Annotated in this window: 13 protein-coding genes and 4 tRNA genes; all 17 read left to right on the forward strand. The window is 55.1% G+C overall.

Features of this window, described 5'->3' with window-relative positions; translation table 11 throughout:
• The first annotated feature begins 262 nt into the window (after window positions 1-262).
• Entirely contained in the window at window positions 263-1,219 is a 957-nt protein-coding gene (gene birA, locus EC919_RS19185; protein ID WP_133775992.1) for a bifunctional biotin--[acetyl-CoA-carboxylase] ligase/biotin operon repressor BirA, read from the forward strand.
• A 61-nt stretch (window positions 1,220-1,280) separates the two neighbouring features.
• On the forward strand, window positions 1,281-1,718 hold the full coding sequence (locus EC919_RS19190) for a hypothetical protein (protein ID WP_133776153.1): 438 nt from the start codon (window positions 1,281-1,283) through the stop codon (window positions 1,716-1,718).
• Between the two features lie 142 nt (window positions 1,719-1,860).
• Window positions 1,861-1,945, forward strand: a tRNA-Tyr gene (locus EC919_RS19195).
• A gap of 27 nt (window positions 1,946-1,972) precedes the next feature.
• A tRNA-Gly gene (locus EC919_RS19200) sits at window positions 1,973-2,046 on the forward strand.
• Window positions 2,047-2,073: 27 nt separating this feature from the next.
• Window positions 2,074-2,149, forward strand: a tRNA-Thr gene (locus tag EC919_RS19205).
• Window positions 2,150-2,325: 176 nt separating this feature from the next.
• Window positions 2,326-2,401 (forward strand) — tRNA-Trp (locus EC919_RS19210).
• Between the two features lie 44 nt (window positions 2,402-2,445).
• Window positions 2,446-2,814, forward strand: a complete 369-nt coding sequence (secE, locus tag EC919_RS19215; RefSeq protein ID WP_037017694.1) for a preprotein translocase subunit SecE — start codon at window positions 2,446-2,448, stop codon at window positions 2,812-2,814.
• A 9-nt stretch (window positions 2,815-2,823) separates the two neighbouring features.
• On the forward strand, window positions 2,824-3,357 hold the full coding sequence (gene nusG / locus EC919_RS19220; protein ID WP_003317113.1) for a transcription termination/antitermination protein NusG: 534 nt from the start codon (window positions 2,824-2,826) through the stop codon (window positions 3,355-3,357).
• A 119-nt stretch (window positions 3,358-3,476) separates the two neighbouring features.
• Window positions 3,477-3,908: a 50S ribosomal protein L11 gene (gene rplK / locus EC919_RS19225; RefSeq protein WP_037017696.1), complete on the forward strand. Its 432-nt coding sequence runs from the start codon at window positions 3,477-3,479 to the stop codon at window positions 3,906-3,908.
• Complete coding sequence (gene rplA / locus EC919_RS19230; RefSeq protein WP_065988464.1) at window positions 3,908-4,603, forward strand: 50S ribosomal protein L1; 696 nt, start codon at window positions 3,908-3,910, stop codon at window positions 4,601-4,603. Before rplK ends, rplA begins: the two co-directional genes overlap by 1 nt.
• Window positions 4,604-4,800: 197 nt before the next feature.
• The gene (rplJ, locus tag EC919_RS19235; protein WP_133775993.1) at window positions 4,801-5,301 is read left to right on the forward strand and encodes a 50S ribosomal protein L10; all 501 of its coding nucleotides are present in this window, start codon (window positions 4,801-4,803) and stop codon (window positions 5,299-5,301) included.
• A 78-nt stretch (window positions 5,302-5,379) separates the two neighbouring features.
• Window positions 5,380-5,742: a 50S ribosomal protein L7/L12 gene (rplL, locus tag EC919_RS19240; RefSeq protein ID WP_133775994.1), complete on the forward strand. Its 363-nt coding sequence runs from the start codon at window positions 5,380-5,382 to the stop codon at window positions 5,740-5,742.
• Window positions 5,743-5,963: 221 nt separating this feature from the next.
• Window positions 5,964-10,037 carry a DNA-directed RNA polymerase subunit beta gene (gene rpoB / locus EC919_RS19245; protein ID WP_133775995.1) on the forward strand — a complete coding sequence of 1,358 codons (4,074 nt, stop codon included), beginning with the start codon at window positions 5,964-5,966 and terminating at the stop codon, window positions 10,035-10,037.
• 63 nt (window positions 10,038-10,100) lie between these two features.
• Window positions 10,101-14,300, forward strand: a complete 4,200-nt coding sequence (gene rpoC, locus EC919_RS19250) for a DNA-directed RNA polymerase subunit beta' (RefSeq protein WP_108121483.1) — start codon at window positions 10,101-10,103, stop codon at window positions 14,298-14,300.
• A gap of 202 nt (window positions 14,301-14,502) precedes the next feature.
• A complete protein-coding gene (rpsL, locus tag EC919_RS19255) occupies window positions 14,503-14,874 on the forward strand; it encodes a 30S ribosomal protein S12 (RefSeq protein WP_002555494.1) in 372 nt (123 codons plus the stop codon).
• 116 nt (window positions 14,875-14,990) lie between these two features.
• On the forward strand, window positions 14,991-15,461 hold the full coding sequence (gene rpsG / locus EC919_RS19260) for a 30S ribosomal protein S7 (protein WP_002555493.1): 471 nt from the start codon (window positions 14,991-14,993) through the stop codon (window positions 15,459-15,461).
• A 30-nt stretch (window positions 15,462-15,491) separates the two neighbouring features.
• Window positions 15,492-17,597, forward strand: a complete 2,106-nt coding sequence (fusA, locus tag EC919_RS19265) for an elongation factor G (protein WP_133775996.1) — start codon at window positions 15,492-15,494, stop codon at window positions 17,595-17,597.
• Window positions 17,598-17,625 lie beyond the last annotated feature (28 nt).

A 17,625-nucleotide genomic window follows, 5' to 3' on the forward strand; every position in this document is an offset into this window, starting at 1 on the left:
TCAGCAGTGAAACGATGCATCGCCGATGGTAGTGTGGGGTTTCCCCATGTGAGAGTAGGTCATCGTCAAGATTAAATTCCGAAACCCCATCTGCGTAAGCAGATGGGGTTTTGTTTTTGCGCGCGGAAAAGAGGGTATTCATCTCAACCGGGATAACCAACGCATATGCGCCGGTTGGCTGCGGTCTGGGCGGTGAAGTGTACGCTTGCGTAGGTCGGCTGGATGGCTATCATGCGCGTCTTACTACCAGGCGCTTACACTCATGCATACATTGCTCAAGCTGCTAAAAGACGGAGCGTTTCACTCCGGGGAAGATCTGGGGCTTGCTCTGGGCGTGAGCCGCAGTGCTGTCTGGAAGCAGCTGCAGCAGGCCCAAGCTGAGCTCGGCATAGAAATTCACAAGGTGCGTGGTCGTGGTTACCGTTTGGCTTCGCCGATGTCCTTATTGGACGATGAAGCGTTGCGCCTTGAGCATGCTGGGTTGGGTTGGACCTGCAGTGTTCATGAAACTATCGACTCGACAAATGCTGAAGCGATGCGAGTGGCGAATTCAGGCGCTGAACTTCCTTGCTTGGTTCTTGCGGAGCAGCAGGCGGCAGGCCGCGGCAGGCGTGGGCGCCAGTGGATAAGTCCTTTCGGTGAAAACCTCTATTACAGCCTTGCCTTGCGTATGGATGGCGGAACGCGTCGGCTCGACGGCCTCAGCCTTCTCGTAGGGCTTGCAGTGGTGGATACCCTGCGAGAGCTTGGTATTCACAGCGCGGGGCTGAAATGGCCTAATGACATTCTGGTGGGTCGCAAGAAGCTCGCTGGAGTGCTGCTCGAGGTAACCGGCGATCCTGCCAATTTATGCCACGTAGTGATTGGTATTGGCATCAATATCAATATGCGTGAATCCAGCAACGTCGACCAGGCGTGGACTTCGTTGGTCCTTGAGTTGGGGCGTCTGTATGACCGGAACAAGGTTGCTTGCGCGCTCAGTCGAAATCTCAGCGGCTATCTTGCTGGTCATCAAGAAAAAGGCTTTGCGGCCTACCGCAGAGATTGGGAGAGCAAGCACTTATGGCAAGGGCTCGCGGTAGCTCTTACCGCGGGTCCGAAGATCACTCAGGGCGTTGTCCTGGGAGTCGGTAATGATGGGGCGTTACGTCTGGAGGTAGGTGGCCGCGAGGAGCATTTCAGCGGAGGAGAGGTGAGCCTGAGGCTCCAGGGTAATTAGGGACGAAATCGTAGTGAGTAGGTATCCATGCATCCGAATGCGTATGGTTTATGAGGTGGGTATGCCTTGGGCATGTTTGTTGTTACTCCTGTTGAACGGTCTTTATTTTGTCTGGCATCAGCAGGATGCGCCGCTACGCCCCAAAGAGGTCGAGCCGCTGCTAACCCATCGAGCATATGGCCAGGATATTAGGTTGGTTAGCGAGTCGGGGCTGGGTGGTGATAATGCGCGCCACGCTGCAGAACAAGAGAAATGCCTCTACCTGGGTGGCGTCGCCAAGCAGGCTGAGGCAGCGCTTATCGAACAGCGCCTTGTTGCTTTGGATATCGGCAGTGGTCTTGAAAAGGGGGCTGACCCCCAAGGAGGTGTGTATTGGGTGAAAATCGCGCCTACCAGCCGGCGTTTGGTCAGCGAGGCATTGATCGCTGAGCTCCGCAGGGATTTCCCCATGCTAAAAAACGAAATAATGTCGTGTGAAGGCATTGCAACCGTAGAATAGTTTGAATAGAATGGCGCCCGCTTCGCAGTGCAGATCAATAGATAGGTGCTCGTGTAGCTAGAGTCAATGCTTGTAACCTCAAGTTTTTATTGAGAAAAAGATTGACAGAAGGGTGGCATGATATAGAATGCTGCCTCGCTTAGGAGGGGTTCCCGAGCGGCCAAAGGGATCAGACTGTAAATCTGACGTCTACGACTTCGAAGGTTCGAATCCTTCCCCCTCCACCAAATTTCGAGCGTAAGCGGTAAAGCTCAGCGGGTATAGTTTAGTGGTAGAACCTCAGCCTTCCAAGCTGATGATGCGGGTTCGATTCCCGCTACCCGCTCCAAGTTTTTCTGGTTGTGCAATGTGTTTTGCTCTTGTAGCTCAGTTGGTAGAGCACACCCTTGGTAAGGGTGAGGTCAGCGGTTCAAATCCGCTCAAGAGCTCCATTACTAAGGCAGATATGTAAGTATCTGCCTTTGTTTTAGGTGCTACGAATGTCAGGCTTTTCAAGTGCTTGGTGAGGCGGTGCCGCAGTGAGTCGACTTGCGCGATGTGTGTTTATCGACTTGCTGTTGAAATCTTCCTGTCAGGTCCGCATAATGTTCGGCCTGATTTTGCTTTTAGGTCAGTAGCTCAATTGGCAGAGCGACGGTCTCCAAAACCGTAGGTTGGGGGTTCGATTCCCTCCTGACCTGCCAGATTCTCTAAAGTATCTGGCTTTCTTTTCACAGGATTTTAGTAGATGAATCCAAAGGCTGAAGCCCAAGACTCCCGTTTTGATCTCGTGAAGTGGCTTGTAGTAGTGCTTCTAGTAGTCGTGGGTGTCGTTGGAAATCAATACTACTCCGCGCAACCAATCCTGTATCGCGTTCTTGCCCTGCTTGTGATCGCCGCTGTGGCAGCCTACGTGGCTCTGCAGACCGGGAAGGGCAAGGCTTTCTTTGTTTTGGCCAAGGAAGCTCGCGCTGAGATTCGTAAAGTCGTGTGGCCTACGCGTCAAGAGACTACTCAGACCACTCTGATTGTGGTTGCGGTCGTTCTTGTCATGGCGCTGCTGTTGTGGGGTTTAGATTCCCTGCTCGGCTGGCTTGTTTCCTTGATTGTCGGCTAAGGGTGTCCCGTGGCTAAGCGTTGGTACGTAGTGCATGCCTACTCGGGTTACGAGAAGCATGTCATGCGCTCTCTTGTTGAGCGTGTAAAGCTTGCAGGCATGGAAGATGGCTTCGGCGAGATTCTGGTCCCTACTGAAGAAGTAGTGGAAATGCGTAACGGCCAGAAACGCAAAAGCGAGCGCAAATTCTTCCCTGGCTATGTGCTTGTCCAGATGGACATGAACGAGGGTACTTGGCACTTAGTCAAGGACACTCCTCGTGTCATGGGCTTCATCGGTGGCACGGCAGACAAGCCTGCTCCTATTACCGATAAAGAAGCTGAGGCTATTCTGCGCCGCGTTGCTGACGGCAGCGACAAGCCGAAGCCGAAAACACTCTTCGAGCCGGGGGAAGTGGTCCGTGTCACAGACGGTCCGTTTGCTGATTTTAACGGTACTGTCGAAGAAGTTAATTACGAGAAGAGCCGGATCCAAGTGGCGGTGCTCATTTTCGGACGCTCCACCCCGGTGGAGCTAGAGTTCAGTCAGGTCGAAAAGGCGTAACTGAGCTCAGAATCCCATACCCCGCAGCCTTGTGCTGTGGGGTTTTTTCGTCACCGGGATAAACGCGCAAGTAACCGGGGAGCCTTTCGAGGCGCTAGTACCCGTAATTGGAGTGCCTCATGGCCAAGAAGATTACCGCTTACATCAAGCTTCAAGTGAAAGCCGCTCAGGCTAACCCGAGCCCGCCTGTGGGTCCTGCACTGGGTCAGCACGGCGTGAATATCATGGAATTCTGCAAAGCGTTCAACGCCCGTACTCAGGGTATTGAGCCAGGTTTGCCGACGCCTGTGATCATCACTGTTTACAGTGACCGCAGCTTCACCTTTGAAACCAAAAGCACCCCGGCTTCGGTACTGCTGAAAAAAGCAGCTGGCCTGACCAGCGGCTCGGCTCGTCCGAACACCGTAAAAGTTGGCACCGTAACCCGTGCTCAGCTGGAAGAAATCGCCAAGGCAAAAAATGCCGACTTGACCGCTGCTGATATGGACGCCGCCGTGCGCACCATCGCCGGTTCCGCTCGTAGCATGGGCCTTAACGTGGAGGGTGTGTAATGGCTAAGCTGACTAAGCGCCAAAAGGCTATCGCTTCCAAAGTTGAAGCTGGCAAATCGTACAACTTCAACGAAGCCGCTGCTCTGCTGGCTGAGTTGTCGACAGTGAAGTTCAGCGAGTCTGTAGACGTTGCTGTGAACCTGGGTGTTGATCCTCGTAAATCCGACCAGGTCGTACGTAGCGCTACCGTGCTGCCGCACGGCACTGGCAAGACCGTTCGTGTAGCCGTGTTTACTCAGGGTCCAGCTGCTGAAGCTGCTCTGGCTGCCGGCGCTGATCGTGTTGGCATGGACGACCTGGCTGCTGAAATGAAGGGCGGCGATCTGAACTATGACGTCGTTATTGCCTCCCCGGACGCAATGCGGGTTGTTGGTCAGTTGGGTCAGATCCTTGGTCCACGCGGCCTGATGCCTAACCCGAAGGTCGGTACCGTTACTCCAGACGTAGCCACTGCCGTTAAAAACGCCAAGGCCGGTCAGGTTCGTTATCGCACCGACAAAAACGGTATTATCCACACTTCCGTTGGCAAGGTCGGCTTCGAAGCGGACAAGCTGCGTGAGAACGTCGAAGCGCTGATCGCTGATCTGAAGCGTATCAAGCCTGCTTCCTCGAAAGGTATTTACGTCAAGCGCGTAACACTGAGCACCACTATGGGCCCAGGCTTGGTCATCGACCAAGGTTCGTTGGACGCGTAAGACTGGCATGGCGAGGGTAACCGCGTCATTGCAAAAATTGGGGTCCCTGCCTGGCGGGGGCTATCCAAGACCGTAGGCGGTGAAAGCCTTAAACCTCAAGCCTACGCAGATGGTGCTCCCGGTTCCTTACCGAATCAGACACCAAAACGACATCCGGCTCAGGTCAGATGAAACGGTAACAAGCAGGAGTTAAACCCGTGGCAATTAAACTCGAAGACAAGAAGGCCATCGTCGCTGAAGTCAACGAGGCTGCCAAAGTCGCTCTGTCTGCTGTTGTGGCTGATGCCCGCGGTGTGACAGTAGGCGCGATGACCGGACTCCGTAAAGAGGCTCGTGAAGCTGGCGTGTACGTGCGTGTAGTACGTAACACCCTGCTCAAGCGCGCCGTTGCTGACACTGAATACAGTGTCCTCAACGACGTGTTCACTGGCCCGACCTTGATCGCCTTCTCCAACGAACATCCAGGCGCTGCTGCCCGTTTGTTCAAAGAGTTCGCTAAAGGTCAGGATAAGTTCGAGATCAAGGCAGCTGCGTTCGAGGGCAAGTTCCTCGCAGCTAATCAGATCGACGTTCTGGCAACACTGCCGACCCGCAACGAAGCGATTTCGCAGCTGATGAGCGTGATTCAAGGCGCTACCAGCAAGCTCGCTCGTACTCTGGCGGCCATCCGCGAACAGAAAGAAGCCGCTGCAGCCTAAGGGCTGGCACTTCCTCTCGCGTATTTTTGTTTATTTCGATGGTCGCGTAGGCCGTCCCCCAATTCAGGAATTAGAGTCATGTCTATCTCTCAAGACGATATCCTCAACGCCGTAGCTGAAATGTCCGTTCTGCAGGTTGTAGAGCTGATCAAAGCATTCGAAGAAAAGTTCGGTGTTAGCGCTGCCGCTGCTTCCGCTGGCCCAGCTGCTGCTGCCGTTGTTGAAGAGCAAACTGAATTCAACGTCATGCTGCTGGAAGCTGGCGAGAAGAAAGTTAACGTTATTAAAGCAGTACGTGAACTGACTGGTCTGGGCCTGAAAGAAGCCAAGGCAGTTGTTGACGGCGCTCCAGCAATGGTCCTGGAAGCAGTAGCTAAAGACGCTGCTGACAAAGCCAAGGCTACTCTGGAAGAAGCAGGCGCTAAAGTCGAGCTGAAGTAAGCATCGACTTTGCGTTTCCAGCCCAAGCGTTGAGCGAAAGGCTGATGGCTGGTGGCTTCTGCCACCGGCCTTTTTCCGTTGTTGGCAGCTGATTCGGTTAGCGCTGATTACGTGATCTACCCACCTCGAACGGTGGCGCGAACCATGGGGTTCGCAAGATTTTTCTGGCTGCTCCCGTCGGGAGGAGCCAAACAAGCAGGTGACCAAGCTGGGGAACGCTGATGGCTTACTCATATACTGAGAAAAAACGTATCCGCAAGGACTTTAGCAAGTTGCCGGACGTCATGGATGTGCCTTACCTCCTGGCCATCCAGCTGGATTCGTATCGTGAATTCTTGCAAGCGGGAGCGACTAAAGATCAGTTCCGCGACGTGGGCCTGCATGCGGCCTTCAAATCTGTTTTCCCGATCATCAGCTACTCCGGCAATGCTGCTTTGGAGTATGTGGGTTATCGTCTGGGCGAACCGGCTTTTGATGTCAAGGAATGCGTGCTCCGCGGTGTGACATACGCCGTACCTTTGCGGGTGAAAGTACGTCTGATCATTTTCGACAAAGAATCGTCGAATAAAGCGATCAAGGACATCAAAGAGCAAGAAGTCTACATGGGTGAAATCCCCCTGATGACTGAGAACGGTACCTTCGTTATCAACGGTACCGAACGAGTGATCGTTTCCCAGCTGCACCGTTCCCCGGGCGTGTTTTTTGACCACGACCGCGGCAAGACGCACAGTTCTGGCAAGCTGTTGTACTCGGCTCGCATCATTCCTTACCGTGGTTCGTGGCTGGACTTCGAATTCGATCCGAAAGACTGTGTCTTCGTACGTATCGACCGTCGCCGCAAACTCCCTGCATCGGTTCTGCTCCGTGCGCTGGGTTACACCACTGAAGAAGTGCTGGATGCCTTCTACACCACCAACGTATTCCACGTTCAGGGCGAGAACCTGAATCTGGAGTTGGTGCCTCAGCGCCTGCGTGGCGAAATTGCCGTTCTGGACATTCTGGACGACAAGGGCAAGGTGATTGTTGAGCAAGGCCGCCGTATCACGGCTCGCCACATCAACCAGCTCGAAAAAGCGAACATCAAGACACTTGAAGTTCCGCTCGACTACGTCATCGGCCGCACCAGCGCCAAAGCGATCGTGCACCCGGCGACCGGTGAAATCATCGCTGAGTGCAATACCGAGCTGAACACCGAGATCCTGGCGAAAATTGCCAAGGCACAGGTTGTCCGGATCGAAACGCTGTACACGAACGACATCGACTGCGGTCCGTTCATCTCCGACACTTTGAAGATCGACTCAACAGGCAATCAGCTGGAAGCCCTGGTCGAAATCTATCGGATGATGCGTCCTGGTGAGCCACCTACCAAGGATGCCGCCGAGACGCTGTTCAACAACCTCTTCTTCAGCCCGGAGCGTTACGATCTGTCGGCTGTAGGTCGGATGAAGTTCAACCGTCGTATCGGTCGTACCGAGATCGAGGGTTCGGGCGTCCTGCACAAAGACGACATCGTCGCCGTGCTGAAGACCCTGGTCGACATCCGTAATGGTAAAGGCATCGTCGATGACATCGATCACCTTGGTAACCGTCGCGTTCGTTGCGTAGGCGAGATGGCCGAGAACCAGTTCCGTGTAGGTCTGGTGCGTGTTGAGCGTGCGGTGAAAGAGCGTCTGTCGATGGCAGAAAGCGAAGGCCTGATGCCTCAGGACCTGATCAACGCCAAGCCTGTAGCGGCGGCGGTGAAAGAGTTCTTCGGTTCCAGCCAGCTTTCTCAGTTTATGGACCAGAACAACCCACTGTCCGAGATCACCCACAAGCGTCGCGTCTCTGCACTCGGCCCTGGTGGTCTGACGCGTGAGCGTGCCGGCTTTGAAGTTCGTGACGTACACCCGACTCACTACGGTCGTGTATGCCCGATTGAAACGCCGGAAGGTCCGAACATTGGTCTGATCAACTCCTTGGCCGCGTATGCGCGCACCAACCAGTACGGCTTCCTCGAGAGCCCGTACCGTGTTGTTAAGGACGCGCTGGTAACTGACGAAATCGTTTTCCTCTCAGCTATTGAGGAGGCGGATCACGTTATTGCCCAGGCTTCCGCGGCAATGAACGACAAGAAGATCCTGATCGACGAGCTGGTTGCTGTTCGTCACTTGAACGAGTTCACCGTCAAGGCGCCGGAAGACGTCACCCTGATGGATGTTTCGCCGAAGCAGGTTGTTTCGGTTGCAGCATCGCTGATCCCGTTCCTGGAACACGACGACGCCAACCGTGCGTTGATGGGTTCGAACATGCAGCGTCAGGCTGTCCCGACATTGCGCGCTGACAAGCCGCTGGTTGGTACTGGCATGGAGCGCAACGTTGCGCGTGACTCCGGTGTTTGCGTCGTGGCCCGTCGTGGTGGCGTGATCGATTCGGTAGACGCCAGCCGTATCGTGGTTCGTGTTGCGGATGACGAGGTTGAGACAGGCGAAGCCGGTGTCGACATCTACAATCTGACCAAATACACACGTTCGAACCAGAACACCTGCATCAACCAGCGTCCGCTGGTGAGCAAGGGTGATCGTGTTCAACGTAGCGACATCATGGCTGACGGCCCGTCAACCGATATGGGTGAGCTGGCGCTGGGTCAGAACATGCGCATCGCGTTCATGGCGTGGAACGGCTTCAACTTCGAAGACTCCATCTGCCTGTCCGAGCGTGTTGTTCAGGAAGACCGCTTCACCACGATCCACATTCAGGAACTGACCTGCGTGGCGCGTGATACCAAGCTCGGGCCTGAAGAGATCACTGCTGACATTCCTAACGTGGGTGAAGCAGCGCTGAACAAGCTGGACGAAGCCGGTATCGTTTATGTGGGTGCGGAAGTAGGCGCTGGCGACATTCTGGTAGGTAAGGTCACTCCGAAAGGCGAGACCCAGCTGACTCCGGAAGAGAAGCTGCTGCGTGCAATCTTCGGTGAAAAAGCCAGTGACGTTAAAGATACCTCCTTGCGCGTACCTACCGGTACCAAAGGTACGGTCATTGATGTCCAGGTCTTCACGCGTGATGGTGTTGAGCGTGATGCTCGTGCCCTGTCCATCGAGAAGAGCCAGCTTGACGAGATCCGCAAGGACTTGAACGAAGAGTTCCGTATTGTCGAAGGCGCGACGTTCGAGCGTCTGCGTTCCGCCCTGGTAGGCCGTACCGCTGAAGGTGGTGCCGGCCTGAAGAAAGGGCAGGAAATCACCAACGAAGTTCTGGACGGTCTGGAACATGGTCAGTGGTTCAAGCTACGCATGGTTGAAGATGCGCTGAACGAGCAGCTCGAGAAGGCTCAGGCGTACATCGTTGACCGTCGCCGTCTGCTTGACGACAAGTTCGAAGACAAGAAGCGCAAGCTGCAGCAGGGCGATGACCTTGCTCCAGGCGTGCTGAAGATCGTCAAGGTCTACCTAGCCATTCGCCGCCGCATCCAGCCGGGCGACAAGATGGCCGGTCGTCACGGTAACAAAGGTGTGGTCTCCGTGATCATGCCGGTTGAAGACATGCCGCACGATGCCAACGGCACGCCGGTGGATATCGTCCTCAACCCATTGGGTGTACCTTCGCGTATGAACGTGGGTCAGATCCTCGAAACTCACCTGGGCCTCGCGGCTAAAGGGTTGGGCGAGAAGATCAACCGCATGCTTGAAGAGCAGCGTAAAGTCGTTGAGCTGCGTAAGTTCCTGAACGAGATCTACAACGAAATTGGCGGCCGTCAGGAAAGTCTTGATGACCTGTCTGATCAGGAAATTCTGGATCTGGCAAAGAACCTGCGTGGCGGCGTTCCAATGGCTACCCCGGTATTCGACGGTGCCAAGGAATCCGAAATCAAGGCAATGCTCCGCTTGGCGGACATGCCGGACAGTGGCCAGATGCAGCTGTTCGACGGCCGTACCGGTAATAAGTTTGAGCGTCCGGTCACCGTTGGCTACATGTACATGCTGAAGCTGAACCACTTGGTGGACGACAAGATGCACGCGCGTTCCACTGGTTCGTACAGCCTGGTCACCCAGCAGCCGCTGGGTGGTAAGGCTCAGTTCGGTGGTCAGCGTTTCGGGGAGATGGAGGTCTGGGCGCTGGAAGCATATGGCGCGGCGTACACTCTGCAAGAAATGCTCACAGTGAAGTCGGACGACGTGAACGGTCGGACCAAGATGTACAAGAACATCGTGGACGGCGATCACCGTATGGAGCCGGGCATGCCCGAGTCCTTCAACGTGTTGATCAAAGAAATCCGTTCGCTCGGTATCGATATCGATCTGGAAACCGAATAACACGTGACGCGAATCGAGGGTGGGTCGGTATGACTGCCCTCTGCTCCGCCAGGAGGAAAGGCCTTGAAAGACCTACTGAATTTGCTGAAAAACCAGGGTCAAGTCGAAGAGTTCGACGCCATCCGCATCGGATTGGCATCGCCTGAGATGATCCGTTCGTGGTCGTTCGGTGAAGTTAAAAAGCCGGAAACCATCAACTACCGTACGTTCAAACCTGAGCGTGACGGCCTGTTCTGCGCCAAGATCTTTGGCCCGGTCAAGGATTACGAGTGCCTGTGCGGTAAGTACAAGCGCTTGAAGCATCGTGGCGTCATCTGCGAGAAGTGCGGCGTTGAAGTCGCACTGGCCAAAGTCCGTCGTGAGCGCATGGCTCACATCGAGCTGGCATCGCCGGTAGCTCACATCTGGTTCCTGAAATCGCTGCCGTCCCGTATCGGCTTGCTGATGGACATGACCCTGCGTGATATCGAACGCGTTCTCTACTTCGAGAGCTATGTCGTTATCGATCCGGGCATGACCACGCTCGAAAAAGGGCAGTTGCTGAACGACGAGCAATACTTCGAAGCTCTCGAAGAGTTCGGCGATGACTTCGACGCCCGCATGGGTGCCGAGGCCGTCCGCGAGCTGCTGCACGCTATTGATTTGGAACACGAGATTGGCCGTCTGCGCGAAGAGATTCCGCAAACCAACTCCGAGACCAAAATCAAGAAGCTGTCAAAGCGTCTGAAGTTGATGGAAGCCTTCCAGGGTTCCGGCAACCTTCCAGAGTGGATGGTGTTGACCGTTCTGCCGGTTCTGCCGCCAGACCTGCGTCCACTGGTTCCGCTGGATGGTGGTCGTTTCGCGACGTCTGACCTCAACGATCTCTATCGTCGGGTGATCAACCGTAACAACCGTTTGAAGCGCCTGCTGGATCTGTCTGCTCCTGACATCATCGTGCGCAACGAAAAGCGCATGCTGCAGGAAGCTGTGGATGCATTGCTCGATAACGGTCGCCGCGGTCGCGCCATCACAGGTTCCAACAAGCGTCCTCTGAAATCCCTGGCTGACATGATCAAGGGTAAGCAGGGTCGTTTCCGTCAGAACTTGCTCGGTAAGCGTGTTGACTACTCTGGCCGTTCGGTAATTACCGTAGGTCCGACCCTGCGTCTGCATCAGTGCGGTCTGCCTAAGAAGATGGCACTTGAGCTGTTCAAGCCGTTCATTTTCGGCAAGCTGGAAATGCGTGGTCTCGCTACCACCATCAAAGCTGCCAAGAAAATGGTCGAGCGCGAGCTGCCAGAAGTCTGGGACGTTCTCGCCGAAGTCATTCGCGAACACCCAGTGCTTCTGAACCGTGCACCAACGCTTCACCGTCTGGGTATCCAGGCGTTTGAGCCGGTTCTCATCGAAGGTAAAGCGATCCAGCTGCACCCGTTGGTTTGTGCGGCATACAACGCCGACTTCGACGGTGACCAGATGGCTGTCCACGTGCCGCTGACGCTGGAAGCCCAGCTCGAAGCTCGTGCGTTGATGATGTCGACCAACAACATTCTGTCGCCAGCGAACGGTGAGCCAATCATCGTGCCTTCGCAGGACGTTGTATTGGGTCTGTACTACATGACCCGAGAAGCGATCAACGCCAAAGGCGAAGGTCGTGTATTCGCGGATCTGCAGGAAGTTGACCGTGTGTTCCGTGCCGGCGAAGCCGCGCTGCATGCGAAAGTAAAAGTGCGCATCAACGAAACGGTCAATGATCGTGACGGTGGCAGCGTCAAGAATACCCGTATCGTCGACACAACCGTCGGCCGTGCGTTGCTGTTCCAGGTGGTTCCGGCCGGCCTGTCATATGACGTCGTCAATCAGCCAATGAAGAAGAAGGCAATCTCCAAGCTGATCAACCAGTGCTATCGCGTGGTTGGCCTGAAAGAGACTGTTATCTTCGCTGACCAGTTGATGTACACCGGTTTTGCCTACTCGACGATCTCGGGTGTTTCCATCGGCGTTAACGACTTCGTTATTCCTGATGAAAAAGCTCGCATCATCGACGCCGCAACCGATGAAGTGAAAGAGATCGAAAGTCAGTACGCCTCCGGCCTGGTTACCCAGGGCGAGAAGTACAACAAGGTGATCGACCTCTGGTCCAAGGCCAACGATGAAGTCTCGAAAGCGATGATGTCGAACCTCTCGAAAGAGAAGGTTGTCGATCGTCACGGTGAGACCGTTGACCAGGAATCCTTCAACTCGATGTACATGATGGCCGACTCTGGTGCGCGGGGCTCCGCAGCACAGATTCGTCAGTTGGCAGGTATGCGTGGCCTGATGGCCAAGCCGGATGGCTCGATCATCGAGACGCCGATCACTGCAAACTTCCGTGAAGGTCTGAGCGTACTCCAGTACTTCATCTCGACTCACGGTGCTCGTAAGGGTCTTGCGGATACCGCGTTGAAAACCGCGAACTCCGGTTACCTCACGCGTCGTCTCGTGGACGTGGCGCAGGATCTGGTTGTTACCGAGGTTGATTGCGGTACCGAACACGGTCTGGTAATGACGCCGCACATCGAAGGCGGTGATGTCGTAGAACCGTTGGGCGAACGCGTACTGGGTCGAGTGATCGCCCGTGACGTATTCAAGCCTGGCACTGAAGACGTCATCGTTCCAGGCGGTACGCTGGTCGACGAGAAGTGGGTCGAATTCATCGAGCTGAACAGCATCGACGAAGTTATCGTGCGCTCGCCAATCAGCTGCGAAACCCGTTTCGGTATCTGCGCCAAGTGTTACGGCCGTGATCTGGCACGCGGTCACCAGGTGAACATCGGTGAAGCTGTCGGCGTTATCGCTGCGCAGTCGATCGGTGAGCCGGGTACTCAGCTGACCATGCGTACATTCCACATCGGTGGTGCGGCCAGCCGTACCTCTGCCGCGGACAGTGTTCAAGTGAAGAACGGCGGTATTGTTCGTCTTCACAACCTGAAGCACGTTGAGCGTCTTGACGGTCACCTGGTTGCGGTTTCGCGTTCGGGTGAGCTGGCGATTGCCGACGAATTCGGGCGTGAGCGCGAGCGTTACAAGCTGCCGTACGGCGCCGTGATTCTGGTGAAGGAAGGTGACAAGGTCGACGCTGGGTCCATCGTGGCCAAGTGGGATCCGCACACTCACCCAATCGTCACCGAGATGAAAGGTACCGTGACCTATGTGGGCATGGAAGAAGGTATTACGATCAAGCGCCAGACCGACGAATTGACCGGTTTGACCAACATCGAAGTACTGGATGCCAAAGATCGTCCTGCAGCAGGTAAAGACATTCGTCCTGCGGTCAAGATGGTTGGCGTTGATGGCAAGGATCTGCTGTTGCCGGGTACCGACGTACCTGCTCAGTACTTCCTGCCGGCAAACGCCCTCGTCGGTGTTGCGGATGGTGTGCAAGTGGGTGTGGGTGATGTTATCGCTCGTATCCCGCAAGAGACCTCCAAGACTCGTGACATCACCGGTGGTCTGCCGCGCGTTGCTGACTTGTTCGAAGCGCGTCGTCCTAAAGAAGCGTCGATCCTCGCTGAAGTCAGCGGTACGATCGCGTTCGGTAAAGAGACCAAAGGCAAGCGCCGTCTGGTCATCACGCCAAACGACGGTACCGATCCGTACGAAGAGCTAATTCCGAAGTGGCGTCACCTGAACGTCTTCGAAGGTGAGCAGGTCAGCCGTGGTGAGGTTATCTCCGACGGTCCTAGCGATCCGCACGATATCCTGCGTCTGCTGGGTGTTAGCGCTCTGGCGAAATACATCGTCAACGAGATTCAAGACGTTTACCGCCTGCAAGGCGTGAAGATCAACGACAAGCACATTGAGACGATCCTTCGTCAGATGCTGCGTAAAGTCGAGATCGCTGAGTCGGGCGACTCCAGCTTCATCAAGGGCGACCAGATGGAGTTGACGCACGTACTGGTTGAAAACGAACGCCTGGCAGCCGACGAGAAATTTGTTTCCAAATTCACTCGTGTGTTGCTTGGTATCACCAAGGCCTCGCTGTCCACCGAATCGTTCATCTCGGCGGCCTCCTTCCAGGAGACCACTCGCGTACTGACCGAGGCGGCGGTTACCGGCAAGCGCGATTACCTGCGCGGTCTGAAAGAAAACGTGGTAGTGGGTCGTCTGATTCCTGCGGGTACCGGTCTGGCATATCACAGCGAGCGCAAGCGTCGTCGTGAAGCTGACAAACCGATGCGTGTAAGTGCGAGCGAAGTTGAAGCCGCGCTGACCGAAGCGTTGAACTCAAGCAGTAATTGAGAGTAGGGCCCCGATTTTCATAGTCATTGGTCTGACCCGTTTCGGATGGGTTGCCAGTGGTTGTGGACATCGGGGCTTTGCCTTGACTGGGGGCAGGATCCTCTTTAGACTCCTGTACCCCTAAATCTGGCGGGACGCATGTCCTGCCATTTTGCTTTTCTTGTAAGACAATAGCGTCGCAAGACAACAGTGGAGCTAGTAGATGGCAACTATCAACCAGCTGGTACGTCAGCCGCGTAAGCGTATCGTCGAGAAATCCGACGTGCCTGCGCTGCAGAACTGCCCGCAGCGTCGTGGTGTGTGCACTCGCGTGTACACAACTACGCCGAAAAAACCTAACTCGGCATTGCGTAAAGTCTGCCGTGTACGTCTGACCAACGGTTTCGAGGTTTCCTCGTACATCGGCGGTGAAGGCCACAACCTGCAAGAGCACAGCGTCGTACTTATTCGCGGCGGCCGTGTAAAAGATTTGCCAGGTGTTCGTTACCACACCGTTCGCGGTTCGTTGGATACCTCCGGTGTTAAAGGTCGTAACCAGGGTCGTTCGAAGTACGGTACCAAGAAGCCTAAGTAGTAGCGGCTTTTTGTAAAAACTGAATCATCTTATTTTCTGAGTCGATAAGAGTAAGGTCGGAAGCGCCAGTAGGTGCTAATTCCGAGCGAACCTGAAGACCGTTTGAGGGCTTATCCATGCCAAGAAGACGCGTAGCAGCCAAGCGCGAAGTGCTTGACGATCCAAAATACGGCAGCCAGATTCTGGCCAAGTTCATGAACCACGTTATGGAAAGCGGCAAGAAAGCCGTTGCCGAGCGTATCGTTTATGGCGCGCTGGAAAAGGTTAAAGAACGCAAGAACTCCGATCCCCTGGAAATCTTCGAGAAAGCTCTCGACGCCATCGCTCCGCTGGTCGAAGTGAAGTCGCGCCGTGTAGGCGGTGCTACTTACCAGGTTCCGGTCGAAGTTCGTCCGTCCCGTCGTAATGCTCTGGCAATGCGTTGGCTGGTAGACTTCGCGCGCAAGCGCGGTGAGAAGTCTATGGCTCTGCGTTTGGCTGGCGAATTGTTGGACGCCGCCGAAGGTAAAGGTGCTGCGGTCAAGAAGCGTGAAGACGTGCACCGTATGGCTGAAGCCAACAAAGCTTTCTCGCACTACCGCTTCTAATTTCAGCGTCACTAATTTTGCGAGGGCTTTATGGCTCGTACTACACCGATCAACCGTTACCGTAACATTGGTATCGTTGCTCACGTGGATGCTGGTAAAACCACCACCACTGAGCGCGTCCTTTTTTACACCGGTAAAAGCCACAAGATGGGCGAGGTGCATGACGGCGCCGCGACCACCGACTGGATGGTTCAGGAGCAGGAGCGTGGTATTACCATTACTTCTGCTGCTATTACTGCCTTTTGGCAGGGTTCCGAGAAGCAGCACAAAGACCAGTACCGCTTCAACGTGATTGACACCCCGGGCCACGTAGACTTCACCATTGAAGTTGAGCGTTCCCTGCGTGTACTCGACGGCGCGGTCGTGGTTTTTTGTGGTACTTCCGGCGTAGAGCCGCAGTCGGAAACCGTATGGCGTCAGGCCAACAAGTACGGTGTCCCACGTCTTGTGTACGTAAACAAGATGGACCGTGCCGGTGCAGACTTCCTGCGCGTTATCGGTCAGATCAAGCAGCGTCTGGGTCATACTCCGGTCCCTATCCAGTTGGCTATCGGCTCCGAAGACAACTTCCAGGGTCAGATCGATCTGATGTCCATGGAAGCGGTCTACTGGAACGATTCCGACAAGGGTATGGTCCCTGTTCGCAAGCCGATTCCTGCTGAGTTGCAGGAACTGGCTGACGAGTGGCGCGGCAACATGGTTGAGGCTGCGGCCGAAGCCAGCGAAGAGCTGATGAACAAGTACCTCGAAGGTGAAGAGCTCACCAACGCGGAAATCAAGGATGCCTTGCGTCAGCGTACTATCGCTGGTGAAATCGTCCTGGCTGTTTGCGGTTCTTCCTTCAAGAACAAGGGCGTTCCCCTGGTTCTCGACGCCGTGATCGACTATCTGCCGGCACCGGTTGATATTCCTGCCATCAAGGGCACTGACCCTGATGACGAGACTATCAATCTGGAGCGTCACGCAGACGACAACGAGCCGTTCTCGGCTCTGGCGTTCAAGATCGCTACTGACCCATTCGTGGGTACCCTGACCTTCGTCCGTGTTTACTCGGGCGTGTTGGCATCCGGCGACGGCGTGATCAACTCGGTCAAGGGCAAGAAAGAGCGCGTGGGCCGTATGGTGCAAATGCACGCAAACGCTCGCGAAGAGATCAAGGAAGTACGCGCTGGTGATATCGCGGCCTTGATCGGCATGAAGGACGTCACCACTGGTGAAACCTTGTGCAACGCTGACAAGCCAATCATTCTGGTTCGGATGGACTTCCCGGAGCCGGTTATTTCGGTTGCCGTAGAGCCTAAGACCAAGGATGACCAGGAAAAAATGGGTATCGCACTGGGCAAGCTTGCTCAGGAAGACCCGTCTTTCCGCGTTAAAACTGATGAAGAGACTGGTCAGACGATCATCTCTGGCATGGGCGAATTGCACCTGGACATCCTGGTTGACCGGATGCGCCGTGAGTTCAACGTCGAAGCCAACATCGGTAAGCCTCAGGTTTCGTATCGTGAGCGAATCACGAAAAACTGTGAAATCGAAGGCAAGTTCGTTCGCCAGTCCGGCGGTCGTGGTCAGTTCGGCCACTGCTGGATCCGTTTTGCGCCTGCTGACGAAGGTCAGGAAGGTCTGCAATTCGTGAACGAAGTAGTGGGTGGTGTGGTTCCTAAGGAATACATCCCGGCTATCCAGAAGGGCATCGAAGAGCAGATGAAGAACGGCGTTGTTGCCGGCTATCCGCTGATCGGCTTGAAGGCTACCGTGTTTGATGGTTCTTACCACGACGTCGACTCGAACGAGATGGCGTTTAAGGTGGCTGCTTCCATGGCGACCAAGCAACTGGCCCAGAAGGGCGGCGGTGAGTTGCTTGAGCCGATCATGGCTGTAGAGGTTGTTACGCCTGAAGACTATATGGGTGACGTGATGGGCGACCTTAACCGTCGTCGCGGCATGATCCTGGGTATGGAAGATACGGTCTCCGGCAAGGTAATTCGTGCCGAGGTTCCGTTGGGTGAGATGTTCGGTTATGCGACCGACGTTCGCTCCATGTCCCAAGGTCGCGCAAGCTACTCTATGGAATTCAAAAAATACAATACAGCTCCGTCGCACATCGTCGAAACTGTAACCAAAAAACAAGGCTGATTCAGCGCCTTTAGGCTAGGAGTTATTT

Source organism: Pseudomonas graminis, from assembly GCF_004364335.1.
Classification (GTDB): Bacteria; Pseudomonadota; Gammaproteobacteria; order Pseudomonadales; family Pseudomonadaceae; genus Aquipseudomonas; species Aquipseudomonas graminis_D.